Raw genomic sequence first — 16,458 nt, 5'->3', positions numbered from 1 at the left:
ATGTCGCCCAGGCCCGCTTTCGACACCCCCTGACCACACGAGCATCACCTATACCCCGTACAGGTAAGGAACTCAGAATGTCCACACAACCGAAATCCACCCGTAAGTGGTGGGCGTTGGCGTTGATCGCCGCCGCTCAGTTCATGGTCATCATGGACACCTCGATCATCGGTGTCGCTCTCCCCCAGATGCAGAGCGATCTCGGCTTTTCCCAGGAAGGCCTGACCTGGGTCTTCAATGCGTACGTCATCGCATTCGGTGGGCTACTCCTCCTCGGCGGCCGCCTGTCCGACCTGTTCGGCGCCCGCAGAGTGTTCTCCGCTGGTTGGCTGATCCTGCTGATCGGTTCCGTTGTCGCCGGTGCCGCCGGTAACGTTGCCGTCGAACTTGCGGGCCGCGCCGTTCAGGGTGCCGGTGCCGCACTCATCGCACCATCGGCGCTCACCTTGCTGATGATGCTGTTCGGCAGCACGCAGAAAGAGATGACCAAGGCGCTGTCCATCTACGGCGCTGCCGCCCCGGCAGGCGGTACGGCCGGAGTGTTCCTCGGCGGCGTCATCACCGAATACACCAGCTGGCCTTGGGTGTTTTACCTCAACATTCCCATCGCCGTCATCGCGCTGATCGCTACTCCCCTCCTGATGCCGAACGCACCGGCACGTACCGGGTCGATCGACTTCCTCGGCGCACTCGCTGTCACCGCAGGTCTTGCTGTCGGAGTCTTCGGCATCGTCAGAGCACCTGATGTCGGATGGGGATCCGGGCAGACGTGGCTGGCGCTCGCCGTTTCGGCCGCTCTGTTGGGTGCATTCGTGTTGATCCAGTCCAAGCGTCGGGAACCTCTGGTGCGTCTGGGAATCTTCAAGGCGCCCAACCTCGGTGCCGCGAACATCGCTCAGCTCGTCCTCGGCGCTGCCTGGATACCGATGTGGTTCTTCCTGAACCTGTACCTGCAGCAAGTGCTCGGATACAGCGCCTTCCCGGCCGGTGCGGCGCTGCTGCCGATGACGATCTTCGTCATGCTCGGCATGGTCGTCGTGGCACCACGGGCCATGGCACGCTTCGGTGCAAAAGCGATGATCGTGACCGGATTGCTGGTACTGGGAATCGGTTTGGGTTGGATGTCGTTGATCCGGCCCACCGGCAACTTCTGGGTCGACGTACTGCCGGCGTCGCTCGTGGCTGCGGCAGGTATGACGCTGGCGTTCATTCCCTCACTCGGTACGGCGATTTCGGCTGCACGCCCGGAAGAGGGCGGATTGGCTTCCGGCATCGTCAACGTCAGCTACCAGGTCGGCTCGGCTGTCGGCCTCGCGGTGATGACCGCGATCGCAGCAGTGTTCGGCGCTGATCAACTCGGTGACCTGACGGAGTTGACGAACGGTTTCTCCGCCGTGTTCCTGGGAGCAGCCGCCATCGCAGTGGTGGGCGCAGCAATCACCGCGGTCGTGATGCGGTCGACCAAGGTCGACGATCCTCGAACCGTTCAATCCACCGTCAATTCTTGACCAACTCCGGTGGTGGGTTCGGCCGGCTGTCACCAGCCGAACCCACCACCGGCGGAACCACTTAGGACTCGTTATGTCGCGCCTTGCATCTCTCACACCCGCCACCGCTGTCGGTGCATCTAAAGACCTTCTCGCCGAACTCGTCAACCGTCATGGACAGGTCGGTGACATGGTCGCGGCGATGGCTCATTCGCCCGCCGTACTGGGTGGCTATCTGCAACTCAGCCGGGCAATGAAGCGAGCGAAACTGAGCCGCAAGATCACCGAGCGAATCTCGATCGCCGTGCAGGTCCAGCAAGGTTGCGCTGTTTGCCTCGAAGCCCACGTTGCCGCCGCGCACGCCAACGGCGTCGAGGCGGACGAGATCGAGCGTGCCCGCGCGGGCACGTCCGCCGATCCTGCCATCGCGGCAATGATCGACCTCGGACTTCGCGTCTATCGGGAGCCTGCCTCGATTTCAGACGAACACATCGCGGGCCTTCGAGCGCACGGCTACGGTGATCGCGAGATCGCTGACGTCGTCGGAATCGTCGCCCTCAATGTCCTGACCGGAGCTTTCAATCTTGTCGCGGGAGTGAAACCAGATGAACCGGACCGCTAGGACCGCACCGGAACGGAACAGCATGCGTCTGTTCTTGATTCGCGACTATCGCCTGCTCTTCAGCGCCCAGATCATCGCGCTGTTCGGCACCGGATTGGCGACGGTTGCGCTGGGTCTACTCGCCTACGAACTCGCTGGGCCGAGCGCCGGAGCTGTGCTGGCCACCGCGCTGACGATCAAGATGTCCCTGTACGTCGTGATCGCTCCACTCGCGGCGGCGTACGTCGACCGGTTGCCGAGACGGGCTTTCCTCGTTGCCCTCGACGCCCTTCGTGCAGCGGTCGTGATCGCATTGCCCTTCGTCAGCGAGATCTGGCACATCTACGTGCTGGTAGGCGTTCTCCAAGCTGCGTCGGCAGCGTTCACTCCCACGTTCCAAGCGGTCATCCCTGACATCGTGACCGACGAGGCCGATTTCACCCGCGCACTGTCGGCATCGCAGGTCGCTTACACGATGGAAAGCCTGCTCAGCCCTGTTCTTGCCGCAGTCGCACTGTCCTTCATGACATTCAACCTGTTGTTCGTCGCCACCTCCGTGGGCTTTGCGGTCTCGGCACTGCTCGTGCTGGCCACCCGAATCCCCAACGCTCGTCGGAGTACTCACCGCAAGGCGTGGGATCGGATCGCGTCGGGGGTGCGAATCTTCGTGACCACACCGCGACTGCGCGGCATCATGGCACTCAATCTCGTGGTGGCAGCAGCCGGTTCGATCGTCGTGGTCAACACCGTCAACTACGTCCGCGACGAGCTCGGTGGAACCCAATCCGACGTGGCGTGGATGCTTGCCGCGTCAGGCACCGGCACGTTGGTGACCGCGCTGCTTCTTCCACGCGTTCTCGACAGAACCGCTGAACGCACTGTGATGACAGCAGGTTCCGTTGTCTTGGTCGTCAGTGCCAGCGCGGCAGCAGCCCTCGCCGTGGCCGGTGTATTCACGTGGATGCTCACTGCCGCAGTGTGGGCACTCGTCGGCGCCGGGATGGCCATGATCGTCACGCCGACCGGAAAAGTACTTCGGCGCTCCGTCGAACCCGCAGGTATACCGGAGGTGTTCGCAGCCCAGTTCTCCCTGTCGCACCTTGCCTGGCTTGTCACCTATCCGATCGCCGGATGGGTTGGTTCGAGCGCGGGATTTGCGGTCACTTGGAGCATCCTTGCAGCGCTTGCCGCAGTGGGAGCCGTTGCAGGATTTGCACTTTGGCCTCGGGAGACAGTTGCTGAATTGCCCGTACAAGCGACGTACGAAACCACGCGAGGCGAATGCACCTTGGCGGCCACCCAGTGCGCATGCGCTCGCACCGTCTGATGTCGACGGTCTGCCCGAACCCCGATTGGGCCTCAACGAAAGTGGTGGTGCAGCCATCGCCTGCACCACCACTTTTCGCTCAGCTCACGTCAGCGTACTTCCGCGGATTTGCGTCGAATCGAGGACCACAACCCTTGCAGCAAAACCAGTACCGATTACCTTCGTAGTCACGGAACAGGCCTTCCGCTTCGGCACGCGCCTTTTCGATCACACTGCCGGGCATGACCCGACATTCGACGAGTTCACTACTGCCAGAGTTGAGTAGGTCTTTCCCACCGGTCGGCATCGCCGTACCGACAGTGCCTACAGCGCCATTGGCGTCGGCCTTCGGGGTAGTTCCACAGCCACAACTACTCATTGGGATTCCTGTTCTTTTGCTGGACGGATGTGGCCCGGAAAGCGAGCCTGACACAACCAACAATATACCCCCTATAGGTATACTGAAGATAACTTGAAGGTCTGCGCGTACAGCACCTCGACACATAAACTATTGCAGGAGAACGAATAATGCGTCCGCAGCCTCGGATCACCTGCAGCATCATGACACAAGAAGCATCATACCTACTGGGGGTATAGGGTAGGTCTGGCATCGACCATCCATGTCCGCGAGGTCGTCGACGAAGAGGCGCAATGAAGAACTGGAAAGCAATCGGCAGCAGCCGATTCGCCGTAGTTGGAGCTTTGCTGTTGGTCGGCGCGCTCTGGGGAAGCTCGTTCCCCCTCGTTGCTGTGGCAGCACCAACACTCGGCGCCGTCGGCACGACGCACGGCCGCTTCATTGTTGCAGCGTTGGTTCTCGCACTGATAACGGCTTCCAGCAGATCGACCTGGCGCGCGGTCGGTCACCGGTTTCCTGCATTCCTACTGCTGGCAGCCCTCAACGTCGCTGGGCCCCTGACGCTTGTCGCAACTGCGATCGTCGGCCTCAACTCGTCGACGGCGTCGATCCTGAATGCCACGACGCCGATGTTCACCGTATTCGTCGCCGCTTTCTGGCTTCGACAAAAGATCACCTGGCGAAAACTCTCGGGGGTCGCGATCGGCATCGTCGGCGTCTCGGTGCTCGTCGGTGGAATTCCTTCAGCGATCGACAGTCGCGCAATGCTGGCCATTGGCGCATCTTTGACCGCGGCGCTGCTGTACGCAGTCGGAGGTGTTTACGCACGAAAGTCGTTCCAGGACACTCCACCGATGACACTGGCCCTCGGACAACAACTTGCCGCGGTTGCCCTATTGGTTCCCGTGTCCGCCGTCGCTCCCCCACCGGGGCCCATAACCGTCGGTCCACTCATCGCCGTGGCGGCCCTGGGGCTGGGGGCTACCGCCGGTGGCTACCTGGTCTACTTCTGGATAATTCGTCAGGCGGGTCCAGTCGCGGCATCGGCCGTCACTCTTCTCGTTCCGATTTCGGCATCAGCCATCGGAGTGCTGTGGTTGAACGAGCCTGTCACCTTCGCGCTCGTTGGCGGTCTTGTCATCATTCTTGCCGGAGTGGGCTTGCTCCTGGATCTTCCGCCGACGCGAGATCCATTGCGCAGGGTTGCCCCGGGGCGGGCGGCTAGCGCGGACAAACGGCCGGTCAGCGGCTGATCGGAGCCGTCCAAAGTCCGACCAGCGCGTCGACGAGGTCGGTCGTGAAGTCCTCCCATGACGTGACCGCTTCCGGCCCCTCTTCGGCAAGCGTGCGCTCACGTTCGGCGAACATGTGCACGATCGCATTGCGTCCGATGTCCGCGCGGGCGCGTCGAACACTCATCGACATGTCGGCCAGACAGTCAGAGAGTCCCCGAAGCGTCTCCTGCAGGGTGGGCGAGGCCAGTACCTCGTCGTAGACGATTTTCCGCAGGACCGGGTCGGTGAGAATCTGTGCACTGAACCGCGCGTACCAAGTCGGGCCACCCATTTCGGCGTAGTGATCGGTCGACGCCCGAACCAGACACGAAATCCAGTCACGAACGTTTGTGGACCCTTCGATCTCACACAGCAGTTCGCCACGCTTCTTCTCGACCTGCTGGGAATGCTTGTTCACGATCGCGCGGACCAGATCGGTCTTGGTCCCGAAGTGGTATCCGACGGCTGCATTGTTGCCCTGACCTGCCGCTTCACTCACCTGGCGGTTCGAAACCGCGAAGACTCCGTGCTCGGCGAACAGCTGCTCGGCGACGGCGAGAATGCGGTCTCGGGTTGCAGCAGAGCGCGCGGAATTTGCGGCGCCGCCGACGTCGGCCGACGCGTCCTCAGTCCTCGTAGTCATGGACACCATCATCCTCGACCATCCGAAGCTGCTCGGCACCGGAGATATTCGTCACGATCGGAGGCGCACCCTTCCGTTAAGTCAGTCACTTGATTTAACTTTAGTTCAATCAACTGACTTAAACCATTATTCGTTCTTCCTCCGATGGAGTTACCGCAATGTCGTCAACCACTTCTCCACCACCGACAACGCCGCCACAGACAACGAAGTCGCCAGCCACCACCGCAGTGGTGGCTGTTCTGGCGTTTTCCGGCATCGTCGTCTCGCTCATGCAGACGCTGGTCATCCCGATCATCCCGCATCTGCCCGAGTACCTGAACGCGCCGGCGTCCGATACCGCGTGGGCTGTGACCGCCACGCTGCTCGCCGCCGCCGTCGCCGTCCCGACCATGGGCCGCTTGGGCGACATGTTCGGCAAACGGCGTCTACTCCTGATCAGCATGGCGCTGTTGGTCACCGGTTCGGTGGTCGGAGCCCTCAGTTCGAGCGTTATCCCCCTCGTTGCCGGCCGAATCCTGCAAGGCCTTGCTGCCGGTGTCATTCCGCTGGGTATCAGTGTGATGCGCGATGTACTTCCGCCCAAGAAGCTCGCCGGCGCTGTTGCGATGATGAGCGCTTCGCTGGGAGTCGGTGGCGCTCTGGGGCTTCCGATCGCGGCTTTGATCGCCGAGTACGCCGACTGGCACGTCCTGTTCTGGGCGTCAGCCGTGCTCGGCGCGCTTGCGGCCGTTCTTGTTGTCGTCCTGGTCCCCGAATCGGCGGTTCGCACAGGAGGCACGTTCGATTTCGGCGGAGCAATCTCACTCTCAGCCGCCCTCATCGCTCTGCTACTCGCAATTTCCAAGGGTGGCGACTGGGGTTGGACGAGCACGCTCACGCTTTCCCTGTTCGGCGCCGCGATCCTGATTTTCGGATTCTGGGCATGGTGGGAACTACGCACCCCCAAGCCGCTGGTGGATCTACGCGTATCCATCCGCCGCCAGGTGCTCTTCACCAACCTCGCATCCATCGTGTTCGGATTCGCGATGTTCGCCGCCAGCATGGTCTTTCCCCAGGTAGTCCAGCTGCCTGAAATCACTGGTTACGGCCTCGGCGGTTCGATGCTCACCGCAGGTCTGGTCATGGCTCCCTCCGGCATCATCATGATGCTGATCTCTCCGCTGTCCTCACGCATCACCAATTCGCACGGCCCCAAGGTGACGCTCATGCTCGGCGCCATTGTGGTCGCAATCGGTTACGGCATCGGCATTTTCGCCATGCACTCGATTTGGGAACTGATCGTGATCGCAGTAATCATCGGCGCCGGTACCGGTATGGCTTACGGCGCAATGCCCGCTCTCATCATGGGGGCTGTTCCTCCGTCCGAGACCGGAGCGGCCAACAGCTTCAACACTCTGATGCGCTCCCTCGGTACATCATTCGCCAGCGCCATCGCCGGTGTCGTCATCGCCCAGATGACCATGTCCGTCGGTGGGACAACACTGCCGTCGGAGAACGCTTTCCGCGTCGTCATGGCCCTCGCTGCCGGATCCGCCGTCATCGCACTCGTCCTGGCCGGTTTCCTCCCTCGGTTCAACGGCTCCAACTCCCGCAAGGAGATTGGTAGCCAGCACACCGATACGTCCCCGACCACGTCGAAGGAATCCGTCCCGACGCACTGAGCAAGTGCGCAACACACACAGCACGGCCCCGGCGGAGTCCAACTCCGCCGGGGCCGACGCGTTTCACACATTTTGCGGTTGATACACCTGCAGACGACAGTTTCGTGACATGCTCCGTTGAGATGGGTGCTCGTTCGATACTCGGGGAAAGGATGCCGCGATCGCCGCTCCTCGTGCTGACGTCGCCCTTGCCGTCGCCGCTGCTGCCGTCCTGGGGATAGGCGTCGGTGTTCTTCTTGCCGATGTCGTCGCCGGCCTGGCTGCAGGTGCGGGTGCTGCAGTGGTATTTCGGTTTGCACTTCGGATGATCAATACCCGAAAGTGAACGTTTGCCGAGGGTCCTACTTCAGGACACGGATCGCCGAGCCCGGAAGGATTCCGCTCGACGGCGGGTAGATCGACGTTGCGCCGTTGAAGAACATGTGAGCGGGAGTCGTGGATACCGGCAGCAGGTCGATGTCGTTGAACAACGCGCGCTCACTTTCCTCCCAGACCTTGCAGGACTCGTCACCGGGAAGAAGCGAAGCCTCAGTGGACAATTCGATGTACTTCTTGTTGTCGAGGGAAGCGAAGTTCACTCCTTCAGGTTTGGGCGGGCCGGTGAAGTACTTGGCAAAGATGCTCGGCGTATCACTCCCCAGCGTCAAACCGATGGAAACGTCCCACGACGACAGGTCGGTGGTGCTGAATGTGTTGGCAATGACGAAACTGTAGTCGCCGCCGGTCAGTTTCACCTTCGCGCCCAGTCCTTCCCACTGTGTTGCTACGTATTCCGCGGCGGCGGAGTTCGTATCGCGTGAGTTGTTGAAAATTACGTTGAGGGCAAGCGGTCGCCCGTCCTTCGTCAGGACGCCGTCGGGACCCGCCTTCCAACCTGCGTCGGACAGCGTTTTCTTTGCTGCATCGACGTCGAAATCGGGGATCGTCCCTTCGACACTGTTGTAGTCGCAGGCAAGGGGTTCCGAAACCGCGAGGGCGCGTGCACGGGTTCCTTTACCGCCGGTGGTGATCTCGGTGTAGTCGTCCAGGTCTACTGCCTGCACAAGGGCCTGCCGTACAGCACGGTCTGCCGTGGGTAGGGCCGCGAAATGATTGAAGATGAACTCGCCGGACAACGTGGTGTAGGTCTTCGAATCCAGACCCGCTGCCAAGACTCGTTCCTCGTCCGAACCTGTCACCGCCGCGGCATTCACACCGCCGGTGAGAACAAGATTCGCCGTCGTACTCGGATCGGTGACAATCTTGATCGTCACTGTCTTCGGCACCCCGAGAGTGTCGGAAGTGGTCTCACCGTTCGGACTCCAGGTGTAACCGTCGCGGCGTTCCATCGTGATGTGATCGTTGGGAACAACTTCGGTGACCTTGAACAGACCCGTTCCGTTACTACTCGAACGGATACTGGCCGGGTCTTCGAGCGTCGCAGCGCACGGAAGCCGCATCGAGCCTATTCGGGAGAGCAAGAAGGGTGCCGGTTCGGCTGTAGTGACCGTCAGTTCGTCACCGTTCGCGGACGCGACCGTCGACGACGGCACGGTGGATCCTCGTAGCGGTGAAGCGTTTTCAGGGTCCATGACCCAGTTGATGTCATCGGCTGCGGTCTGCGCGGTGAAGGAAGTGCCGTCGGCACAAGTGACGCCCTTCTTGAGCACGAACTTCAGCGTGTTTCCTTCTTCACGCCAACTCTCCGCCAGATACGGACGCACCGTGCGGGTTTGCGCATCGATGTCGATCAACGAATCGTACGAGTACGCGTTCACGATCTGAGTCGACGTAAGGTTGGTGATCAGAGGGTGCAGATTTCCGGGATCGGCGTTGATGACAGTTGTGAAACTGCCGTCCTTTGCATACTCACCGACCGAACCTTCGGGACTGGATGCGCCGCCACACCCGGCCAGAGTGAATACGCCAACGCTGATAACTGCTGTCGCGGAGACAGAACGGGCTTTCATACGAGCCGCCATCTACTAGGAGTTGCCATGGCGACAATCGTGCGGGACTGACGTGGTCTGTATCTCGTTGAAGTTCCCCATACAGTCGGCCGTACTCTGTTCGATTGTCACTATCGACCGGGCAATCGCAGGCGCTAAGTGCGACGCCATCGTTGACGACTAAGTACGACGCTGCCGTTGACGGTGATTCGCGACGTTGATTCGGTTGCCGCACAACGCCGGCATGCAGTAGCGGCGTCGCCCTCCCCGGCTTGTATCGACAAACACCCCGTTGCACGTCGGCGACGCGCATGGGCGGAATCGTTCGTACCCCAATGTGCGCAGAGTCCCCAGCAACGAGTAGCCGATCAACAACGCAAGCTCACCCGCGAGATCGATTCTGCTGTCCGGTACCGCATTCCATCGATAGCCGTACTGGGCATCAGGCACGAGTCGAACATGATGCGGGACAGTCTGCAGGAATTGATCAGTGCGATCAACGAGCTCACCAGAAGTCGGAGCATCGAGAATCGAACGAATCTCCTCTCTGAGTGCCTGCACGTCGGCAAGTTCACCGCTGGTAAGCCGACGCCCGTTGCGGAGCGCATCCGGCGAGAGTCCATGTTCATCCAGTAGATCGTGAAGCGCCTGAGGATCACGCAACGCGTCGCCTGCCTCCACCCACACGCGGGGCGAGGTGTTGACCAGGTCGGTCGCGAACGACGCACCGACGACGTAATCGTCTAAAACTACTTGCATCCCTTACCGCCCTGCCTTACCGTAATTGAATAACCCAACTTTACACCTTACGAAGGCAGCGGGATGAAACATTGCGCAGACCACAGACTGCCCGAGATACTCCGAGACACTCATCACCGATTGCGCCGCGCCGGCACCGTGGCATCGGAGACGCCTGTCGTCGCTGCCGATCTCTACTGGTCGATCGGCGCACTCGCCCAGTGCCTGACAGCGATGGACGAGGTCATTTCACAACTTGGAATCAATGCCCGAAAGCAGTTGCGAGCTGGAAAGTTCGACGTCCAGAGCGGACCGTTCGAAGGAGAGCCCGACGCCGCCTTACTCACCGCAGTTCTTGCGCTCGCCAGAGCATCGAGTAGTTGCGAACCGGTTCAGGCGGCAATCGGCAACGCTCAGATCGCGGTGAGCGATCTCGTCGTCGCGAGGACTACCAGCGCCTGAGACTCGGGCGGGCCACCCGCTCCCAGTAGAGACTGTATGGTTGGTTTTCGGCATCCGCCGAGAGCGTCGAACAGCAGGGACCGGGTTTTCACTGTGAGTACAGGGACATCAACGATCTACGAGGACAGGACCGTCCGAATCGACGATCAGGGCGTCACGATCCGCCACTATTACTTCCCGTTTGTCAGCAAGTTCGTTCCGTACTCACAGATCGAATCCGTCGACCTCGGAGTCATGTCATGGCTGAGTGGACGCTTACGAATTTGGGGAACAACAGATTTCAGCTCGTGGTACAGCCTGGATCTTTCACGCCCGTGGAAGGAGACCGCGGTGGTACTCACCCTCGCCGGCCGCGGAGCGCCTTCATTCAGCCCCAAGGACGCAGATCGCGTCGAGACCGAAATCCGCAGTCGCATCGGATCGCACGCCGCGAACTGACTAGCGAAACTCGGATTCGACGGTAACGATGTCACGCCAGTCGGTTCGACCGAACAACCGCGCCAGTGCAGTGAACAGAACGTCCGGGTCGATGACACTCTCGGCTGAGTGCACACCGACCCGATCCCGAATCGTTCCGTCGGCCAGCCGGGACACCACCTGAGCAAGGCCGAGCGCCAAGGGGATTCCGGTTGCACCGGCCATGTCCGACAGTAACTCCGATACCGGTGAATCGTCAGCGATCCGTGCCACGACGCGCATCTCTCGACCTTCGCGCACCCCGGTCGCCGAGGCGAAAAACAACGGCAAGGATCCATGACCGGCACGCGTGAGCATTCGAGGCGCAGCACGGATCATCCGCCGGAGCGAGGGCTTGCCCAATTCTTCAGCAGCCGAGTCGAGATCGATTCTCCCCTTGTCGATATCGGAGCGGAGAACGTCGAGGAACGCCACGGTTTCCGGTGTGATCACCATCAGATTTGCCGAATGCCCTGCAGGATTGATGGTCCGATGAAACATCACCGGCTCCGGATGCCCGACCACGTAAGCGTTCCCCCGACGTCCGCCGGGCAGTTCGAGTGCGATGGAACGCAACGGTTCTTCGTTGACGATTCGCCCCGCACGAACCACTGGAACCGTGCCGCTGATCTGCTGCATCCAGTGAACGGCCGCTGCACTCAATGTGTCCACCGACTCGTCCTCGCCCTCGACATCAACCGGCCAGGCTGTATACAGATCGTCGACCACGTCCAATCGCGAGACTGCCATCGCGGCCAGGAGGTTACTCATCCCGGGACTTGCGCCCATGCCGACTACCGCACAGATTCCGGCTCCCCTCGCGGCACAGTCCAATTCCAGCATGTCGACGGCCGGCTCCCAGTCGTCGCAGATGTCGAGATAGTGAGTCCCGGTCTCGATCGCTGCCTGGAGAATGCCGACGCCGAAACGGAAGAACGGTCCGACCGTATTGACGACCACGTCTGCGCCGTCAAGCAATTCACGTAGCGTGCGACCGTCCGTGACGTCGATGCTGCGCGCCTCGACTTCCGCTGACGCCTGCGCCAGTTCAACTGAAAGACGCTTCGCAGCATCGATATCGCGATCCGCGACTACTACCTTGCCGATTCCCGGCAATGTTGCAGCAAGACGAACTGCTGCCGAGCCCATGGCACCGGCACCACCCAGTGCGACAACCGTGATTCCGTCAGCCATGAATTCCCTCCAAAAATGCAGTCTGATCCGCTAGATAGCCGGGAGCGAAGATCGAACGGGGAGCAAGAACGGCCACCAGAGCCGACATCAATTCCGAGTCTTCGAGGTCCTTCTCCACAATCGAGTGAGTGGCGTCGGGGTACTTCTTGACCACCAGTTGCCCTGGCGAGTCGAGTAATTCGCGGTACACCCTTTCGGTATCAGCCACGTCGACGTTGACGTCTTGTCCGCCGATGATCAAGAGCACCGGAACCTTCACGGTTTCGAGATCGGCTCGCGCATCCGAGAGGTAGTTCTTTCGGATGAAGTTCCACCGGTCTTCGGTGAGACCGTCGGCCTCGCCGGAGGCCACGAGATCGTCGAACGATGCATCACGGGCCAACTGATCCAAGTTCTTCGCACGATCGACCCGCGCTTTCTCGAACTCGTCGGCCGACGCATTTCTCTCGGAAAGTTCTGCAAGGGTATTGAATTCGCCTTGTTGGAGCCAGTTGATCGCGGGACCCACGGCAATGACGAACGCGACGTCCGGGTCGAGGTTCACCACCTTGGGCATCACCCACCCTGCCTGGCTTGCACCCCACAGACCGATACGAGACGGATCGATATCCGAACGTCCCCGCGCCCACTCGATTGCCGCTTCCGTTTCTGCCGCGCGATCGTCCATGCTCTGATCGAGCCAATTGCCCGGTGCCCCATTCACCCCCGGCTTGTCCCAGGAGAGTGACGCGTACCCCGCCTTTGCGAACGCCTCCCACACCGGTCGATAGAACGTCTCATGTGTTGCATCGACCGGGCCGTCTCCGTGGACGAAAACCACGAGCCCGAAGGGACCGTCACCGTGTTCGGGCAGTGCAAGGACTCCCTGGAGCGGCACCGATCCCCCGGTGATCGTCACTTTTTCCTCACGGATGTCATAGGTGTTCTGGTACAGCGTCCAGCCCACCAGAGTCGCGATCAGAACAACGACCACCGCCAGGGAAGTAACCATCCACCTGCGTAAACGAGGCTTACTCTTGCCCTCACTCATCGATTCCGCTGCCATCTTCCCGCCCTAACGTACGAATTTGAAACGATCGTATTGCATTCGATAGTACAGTTGTGGGCGAAGATGTCGAGAAGCGAGGAAAGGACATGGCGATGACCGACAGGGACGTCGATGTACCCACGAGGATCTTGATCGAGGGACTACTGCGCACGGACGGAACTGTCGACGGACGCACCCTTTATGCCACCGCCGACGCCCTCGGCAAAACTGATCAACAGGTTCGGCTGTGCATCAAGCGGTTGGTCACCGAGGGGAAGTTCACTCAGGAAGGTCGCGGGCGGCAGGCCACGCTACGAGCAACGCCGAAAGCCCTGCGCGAGATGGAACCCGACGTCGAATTCGTTCGGCTGGCCTATCAACAAGACCGCGACACTGTGACGCCGTGGGACGGGTATTGGCACCTGGCCGGATTCGCAATTCCGGAGTCGTCACGGAAAGCGCGAGATGCGCTGCGTACCAGGGTCGTTTACCTCGGCGGCGCGCTCGTCCAGGGCGGTCTGTACGTCTCGCCGCACGCCTGGGAACCGTATATTCGCGATGCGGCCGCCGAACTCGACGTCGAACAGCACCTGTCTTCTCTTACCACTCGAGATCTGAAAGTGGGCATGCTCGAAGACCCTGTGAAGATTGCCGCGCAGTTGTGGCCACTGGACCAGGTCGCTGACGGATACGAACGGCTACTCGACGTAGCGACCGCACGCCTGCACAAACTGCAGAACAGTCCGGGTACCGATGCTGTCACGATGACCATCGAACTCGCAGCGGAATTCACGCGAGCCATGGAACCGGATCCGCTGTTGCCACCGGAACTACTGCCCACCAACTGGATCGGCACGAGGGCTCGGTCGATCACTGCGCAATGCTGGACGCTTCTGGCACAGGTGGACGGTGCCGACGACTTACCGTCGCTGTTCCACCTGTACGCAGATGCAATCGGTGACGATCAGGACGCAAGCGTGCGCTGACGGGGCGGCAGTCCGAAACGCCCGAGAACCTCGTCGACTGCGGTGGACGGTGTGACAAGTCCGCGATCCTGAAGCCACGGAATGGTGCTGTCCACCAGATGCTCGAGCGTGCGAGGCAATGCGAGAGGCAGCAACGTCACGCCGTCGGCGACCTCGGCAGCTCGGATATCGGCGATCAAACTGCCGAGACCGGAAGGCGTTCCGACGTAGTGAAGCGAAACGGGAACCCGCGGCGCCGTCAACGCGCTGTCCAACTGTGCAAGCTCTTTACGGGCGGAGCGAGCTTCCGGCGCGATCAGAATCTCGAGATCGACCAGTACTGCGACGCTGTCGGGATCGCGTCCTTCTTCGGCGACAGCAGCGCGTATCCGTGCGCGTTCGAGCTGTGCCTCACGCAGGTCCGCAGCGCGAATCCGAACTACATTGGTAGGGAATGAAGCTAAATCGAGAGCCTTTTCGCCCTCGGTGAGGTCCACCCAGTAGTCGCCGCCGATAATGGGCAGGTTGCCGGGTGCGCCCTCAGCTGCCGGATGGTGACCGGATCCGGTCAACTCGACCGCTACGTGCAGAGAATGCGAAGCGCGTGAAGACATGTGAGACCTCCGAAAATCAGAAAAGTATGGGATGAGCGAGACGAATCGTCAGCCCGAACACATTCCTGACGAGGTGCGGCACAGATCGACATGGCGACGGCACCACTGGCCGAGAGTGATGCTCACTCTCGAAGGGGTGGCGGGGAAATCCGCTGGTGCCATGGCTGCCATGCTAGTTGTCCGTTCGAGTTTTCGGGGACCGAGCTCAGCTCAGACGCACTCGGCTGCGCCGGCGTTGTCGTCTGCGGCTCCGAGGAAGGGGCGGGTCTCGGGCACGGGGTTCCACGCACCGGCAGTCTTGGCGTAGTTCCAATCACGCTGATTCGAAACCAGGATGTTCACGGCGTCTACCAACCGCGTCACGTCGTCCGAGCTGCTACCGAGGCCGAGGCTGGCGCGAACTGCACCGCCGGAGAGGCCGAGGCGTGCGAGAACCGGGTGTGCGCAGAAGCGACCGTCGCGAACTCCGATGCCGTGCTCGGCGGAGAGGAATGCGGCGATTTCGCCCGCTTCGAATCCGTCGACGGTGAAGGTGACGATTCCGACGGCGTCCGGTGCGTCATTCCACAGTCGCACGAGCGAGACGCCCTCGATGGCGGACAATCCGTCGGTGAGCTGGGCGGTGAGTGCCTTCTCGTGCTCGGCGATGACGTCGAAGTCCAGCGCGTGCAGGGTTTCGCATGCGGTCGCGATGGCTGCCGCACCGAGAACATTGGGGGAACCTGCCTCGTGGCGGGCAGGCGCGCAGGCCCACTCCGTGGACTCGATGGTCACCTCACGCACGGCGCCGCCGCCGGCGAGGTACGGCTGAGCCTCGTCGAGCCAGTCACGGCGTCCGACCAGAACACCCGCGCCGAAGGGCGCATAGAGCTTGTGACCGGAGAAAGCGATGTAGTCGACCCCGCATTCCTGCAGGTCGATGCGACGGTGAGGAGCCAACTGAGCTGCGTCGACGAGGATACGTGCGCCGCAACGATGAGCGATGTCAGCCAAGCGTGCAATCGGCAGGATCTCGCCGGTCACGTTGGAGGCACCGGTGATTGCGAGCAGCGCTGCAGGCTTGGTGCACAGTTCACCGATCAGACGCTCGATCGTCTCTTCGATGGTGTCTGCAGCGGTGACGATACGAGCGTCGTTCCACGGCAACAGGTTTGCGTGATGCTCGACATCGAGGACGACGGTGCTGCCGGGGACGCACTGCGCAAGCAGGTTCAGCGAATCGGTGGTGTTCCGGGTGAAGACGACAACCTGATCGTCGGCACAGTTCACGAAACGAGCAACGGATTCACGAGCGTTCTCGTAGGTGAGCGTGGAGATCCGAGACGCGTAGCCGGCACCGCGGTGGACGCTGGCGTATGTCGGCAGCAACTCGGCGATACGGTCGGTGACCTGGGCCAATGCCGGCGCACTCGCGGCGTAGTCGAAGTTGGCGTAGGAGCATTCGCCGCCCTGAACCAATGGAACCTGCAGGTCAGCACCCGAAACCTTGGCAATCGCGGTGGTGCGGCAGGTGTCGGCACTCAATACAGCAGTCATCGAAGACAATCCTCACGTTCAAGGACTCGTTCGTCGGGTGATGGCCCCGGAAGAGTCCGCGCTTGCCGCATTCGTTTTCGAACGCAGCCGGGTCGTCACCCGGAGCACCCCACCGCGGAGGAGGGTTGCCGACCAGCAAGCCGGGGCTGAACACTGGTACTCGTGACCTGGCAACGAGGATGGCAGGAACCTCCCGTGCTTGTCAAGA

At 61.3% G+C, this 16,458-nt stretch carries 16 protein-coding genes and 1 riboswitch; of the genes, 8 read left to right on the top strand and 8 right to left on the bottom strand.

Annotated features, from left to right (window positions below; all coding sequences use genetic code 11):
* The first annotated feature begins 77 nt into the window (after nt 1-77).
* The 3 genes from GJB56_RS25265 (at nt 78) to GJB56_RS25255 (ending at nt 3,415) form a co-directional block, all read left to right on the top strand.
* Nucleotides 78-1,508: an MFS transporter gene (locus GJB56_RS25265; RefSeq protein ID WP_020968303.1), complete on the top strand. Its 1,431-nt coding sequence runs from the start codon at nt 78-80 to the stop codon at nt 1,506-1,508.
* 73 nt (nt 1,509-1,581) lie between these two features.
* Entirely contained in the window at nt 1,582-2,109 is a 528-nt protein-coding gene (locus GJB56_RS25260; protein ID WP_021333740.1) for a carboxymuconolactone decarboxylase family protein, read from the top strand.
* A complete protein-coding gene (locus GJB56_RS25255) occupies nt 2,093-3,415 on the top strand; it encodes an MFS transporter (RefSeq protein ID WP_030534847.1) in 1,323 nt (440 codons plus the stop codon). Before GJB56_RS25260 ends, GJB56_RS25255 begins: the two co-directional genes overlap by 17 nt.
* Nucleotides 3,416-3,494: 79 nt before the next feature.
* Here the strand turns inward: GJB56_RS25255 and GJB56_RS32010 are convergent, their stop codons facing one another.
* Nucleotides 3,495-3,638 (bottom strand): YHS domain-containing protein, encoded by a 144-nt coding sequence (locus GJB56_RS32010; protein ID WP_021342727.1) that lies wholly within the window; start codon nt 3,636-3,638, stop codon nt 3,495-3,497.
* 407 nt (nt 3,639-4,045) lie between these two features.
* On the opposite strand from GJB56_RS32010, the gene GJB56_RS25245 reads away from it, so the two are divergent.
* A complete protein-coding gene (locus GJB56_RS25245) occupies nt 4,046-5,005 on the top strand; it encodes a DMT family transporter (RefSeq protein ID WP_030534848.1) in 960 nt (319 codons plus the stop codon).
* Here the strand turns inward: GJB56_RS25245 and GJB56_RS25240 are convergent.
* A complete protein-coding gene (locus tag GJB56_RS25240) occupies nt 4,995-5,669 on the bottom strand; it encodes a TetR/AcrR family transcriptional regulator (protein WP_113682409.1) in 675 nt (224 codons plus the stop codon). The two genes, GJB56_RS25245 and GJB56_RS25240, sit on opposite strands and share 11 nt — an antisense overlap.
* A 158-nt stretch (nt 5,670-5,827) precedes the next feature.
* Between GJB56_RS25240 and GJB56_RS25235 the strand changes: the two genes are divergently transcribed.
* Complete coding sequence (locus tag GJB56_RS25235; protein WP_020968298.1) at nt 5,828-7,330, top strand: MFS transporter; 1,503 nt, start codon at nt 5,828-5,830, stop codon at nt 7,328-7,330.
* Nucleotides 7,331-7,671: 341 nt separating this feature from the next.
* Here the strand turns inward: GJB56_RS25235 and GJB56_RS25230 are convergent, their stop codons facing one another.
* Nucleotides 7,672-9,279 (bottom strand): ABC transporter substrate-binding protein, encoded by a 1,608-nt coding sequence (locus GJB56_RS25230; protein WP_021342724.1) that lies wholly within the window; start codon nt 9,277-9,279, stop codon nt 7,672-7,674.
* Between the two features lie 159 nt (nt 9,280-9,438).
* The gene (locus GJB56_RS25225; RefSeq protein ID WP_021342723.1) at nt 9,439-10,017 is read right to left on the bottom strand and encodes a CGNR zinc finger domain-containing protein; all 579 of its coding nucleotides are present in this window, start codon (nt 10,015-10,017) and stop codon (nt 9,439-9,441) included.
* 63 nt (nt 10,018-10,080) lie between these two features.
* On the opposite strand from GJB56_RS25225, the gene GJB56_RS25220 reads away from it, so the two are divergent.
* Both GJB56_RS25220 and GJB56_RS25215 read left to right on the top strand, forming a co-directional pair.
* Nucleotides 10,081-10,458: a hypothetical protein gene (locus tag GJB56_RS25220; protein WP_020906022.1), complete on the top strand. Its 378-nt coding sequence runs from the start codon at nt 10,081-10,083 to the stop codon at nt 10,456-10,458.
* A gap of 93 nt (nt 10,459-10,551) precedes the next feature.
* Nucleotides 10,552-10,896, top strand: a complete 345-nt coding sequence (locus GJB56_RS25215; protein ID WP_019746690.1) for a hypothetical protein — start codon at nt 10,552-10,554, stop codon at nt 10,894-10,896.
* On the opposite strand, the gene GJB56_RS25210 is transcribed toward GJB56_RS25215, so the two are convergent.
* Nucleotides 10,897-12,108 (bottom strand): saccharopine dehydrogenase family protein, encoded by a 1,212-nt coding sequence (locus tag GJB56_RS25210; RefSeq protein WP_070387091.1) that lies wholly within the window; start codon nt 12,106-12,108, stop codon nt 10,897-10,899.
* Nucleotides 12,101-13,099 (bottom strand): alpha/beta hydrolase family protein, encoded by a 999-nt coding sequence (locus GJB56_RS25205; RefSeq protein WP_029254370.1) that lies wholly within the window; start codon nt 13,097-13,099, stop codon nt 12,101-12,103. The genes GJB56_RS25210 and GJB56_RS25205 overlap by 8 nt, the downstream gene beginning before the upstream one ends.
* Nucleotides 13,100-13,242: 143 nt before the next feature.
* On the opposite strand from GJB56_RS25205, the gene GJB56_RS25200 reads away from it, so the two are divergent.
* Nucleotides 13,243-14,121 (top strand): PaaX family transcriptional regulator C-terminal domain-containing protein, encoded by an 879-nt coding sequence (locus tag GJB56_RS25200; RefSeq protein WP_195849562.1) that lies wholly within the window; start codon nt 13,243-13,245, stop codon nt 14,119-14,121.
* Here the strand turns inward: GJB56_RS25200 and GJB56_RS25195 are convergent.
* Both GJB56_RS25195 and GJB56_RS25190 read right to left on the bottom strand, forming a co-directional pair.
* Entirely contained in the window at nt 14,100-14,714 is a 615-nt protein-coding gene (locus GJB56_RS25195; protein WP_020906017.1) for a hypothetical protein, read from the bottom strand. The genes GJB56_RS25200 and GJB56_RS25195 overlap by 22 nt on opposite strands.
* Nucleotides 14,715-14,924: 210 nt before the next feature.
* Nucleotides 14,925-16,250, bottom strand: coding sequence for an aminotransferase class V-fold PLP-dependent enzyme (locus tag GJB56_RS25190; protein WP_019746685.1), 1,326 nt, complete (start codon nt 16,248-16,250; stop codon nt 14,925-14,927).
* Nucleotides 16,251-16,303: 53 nt separating this feature from the next.
* Nucleotides 16,304-16,418, bottom strand: a riboswitch (SAM riboswitch).
* Between the last annotated feature and the right edge of the window lie 40 nt (nt 16,419-16,458).

The sequence above is a fragment of the Rhodococcus sp. AQ5-07 genome (assembly GCF_009707305.1).
Classification (GTDB): domain Bacteria; phylum Actinomycetota; class Actinomycetes; order Mycobacteriales; family Mycobacteriaceae; genus Rhodococcus_F; species Rhodococcus_F erythropolis.
Note: the sequence above shows the minus strand (reverse complement) of the source record. Positions and strands in the feature narration are given on the sequence as shown.

Excerpts from the sequence above, each read along its gene's own strand:
- GJB56_RS25265 (WP_020968303.1), top strand. The coding sequence starts at position 78 with ATGTCCACACAACCGAAATCCACCCGTAAGTGGTGGGCGTTGGCGTTG.
- GJB56_RS25260 (WP_021333740.1), top strand. The coding sequence starts at position 1,582 with ATGTCGCGCCTTGCATCTCTCACACCCGCCACCGCTGTCGGTGCATCT.
- GJB56_RS25255 (WP_030534847.1), top strand. The coding sequence starts at position 2,093 with ATGAACCGGACCGCTAGGACCGCACCGGAACGGAACAGCATGCGTCTG.
- GJB56_RS32010 (WP_021342727.1), bottom strand. The coding sequence starts at position 3,638 with ATGCCCGGCAGTGTGATCGAAAAGGCGCGTGCCGAAGCGGAAGGCCTG.
- GJB56_RS25245 (WP_030534848.1), top strand. The coding sequence starts at position 4,046 with ATGAAGAACTGGAAAGCAATCGGCAGCAGCCGATTCGCCGTAGTTGGA.
- GJB56_RS25240 (WP_113682409.1), bottom strand. The coding sequence starts at position 5,669 with ATGACTACGAGGACTGAGGACGCGTCGGCCGACGTCGGCGGCGCCGCA.
- GJB56_RS25235 (WP_020968298.1), top strand. The coding sequence starts at position 5,828 with ATGTCGTCAACCACTTCTCCACCACCGACAACGCCGCCACAGACAACG.
- GJB56_RS25230 (WP_021342724.1), bottom strand. The coding sequence starts at position 9,279 with ATGAAAGCCCGTTCTGTCTCCGCGACAGCAGTTATCAGCGTTGGCGTA.
- GJB56_RS25225 (WP_021342723.1), bottom strand. The coding sequence starts at position 10,017 with ATGCAAGTAGTTTTAGACGATTACGTCGTCGGTGCGTCGTTCGCGACC.
- GJB56_RS25220 (WP_020906022.1), top strand. The coding sequence starts at position 10,081 with ATGAAACATTGCGCAGACCACAGACTGCCCGAGATACTCCGAGACACT.
- GJB56_RS25210 (WP_070387091.1), bottom strand. The coding sequence starts at position 12,108 with ATGGCTGACGGAATCACGGTTGTCGCACTGGGTGGTGCCGGTGCCATG.
- GJB56_RS25205 (WP_029254370.1), bottom strand. The coding sequence starts at position 13,099 with ATGGTTACTTCCCTGGCGGTGGTCGTTGTTCTGATCGCGACTCTGGTG.
- GJB56_RS25200 (WP_195849562.1), top strand. The coding sequence starts at position 13,243 with ATGGCGATGACCGACAGGGACGTCGATGTACCCACGAGGATCTTGATC.
- GJB56_RS25195 (WP_020906017.1), bottom strand. The coding sequence starts at position 14,714 with ATGTCTTCACGCGCTTCGCATTCTCTGCACGTAGCGGTCGAGTTGACC.
- GJB56_RS25190 (WP_019746685.1), bottom strand. The coding sequence starts at position 16,250 with ATGACTGCTGTATTGAGTGCCGACACCTGCCGCACCACCGCGATTGCC.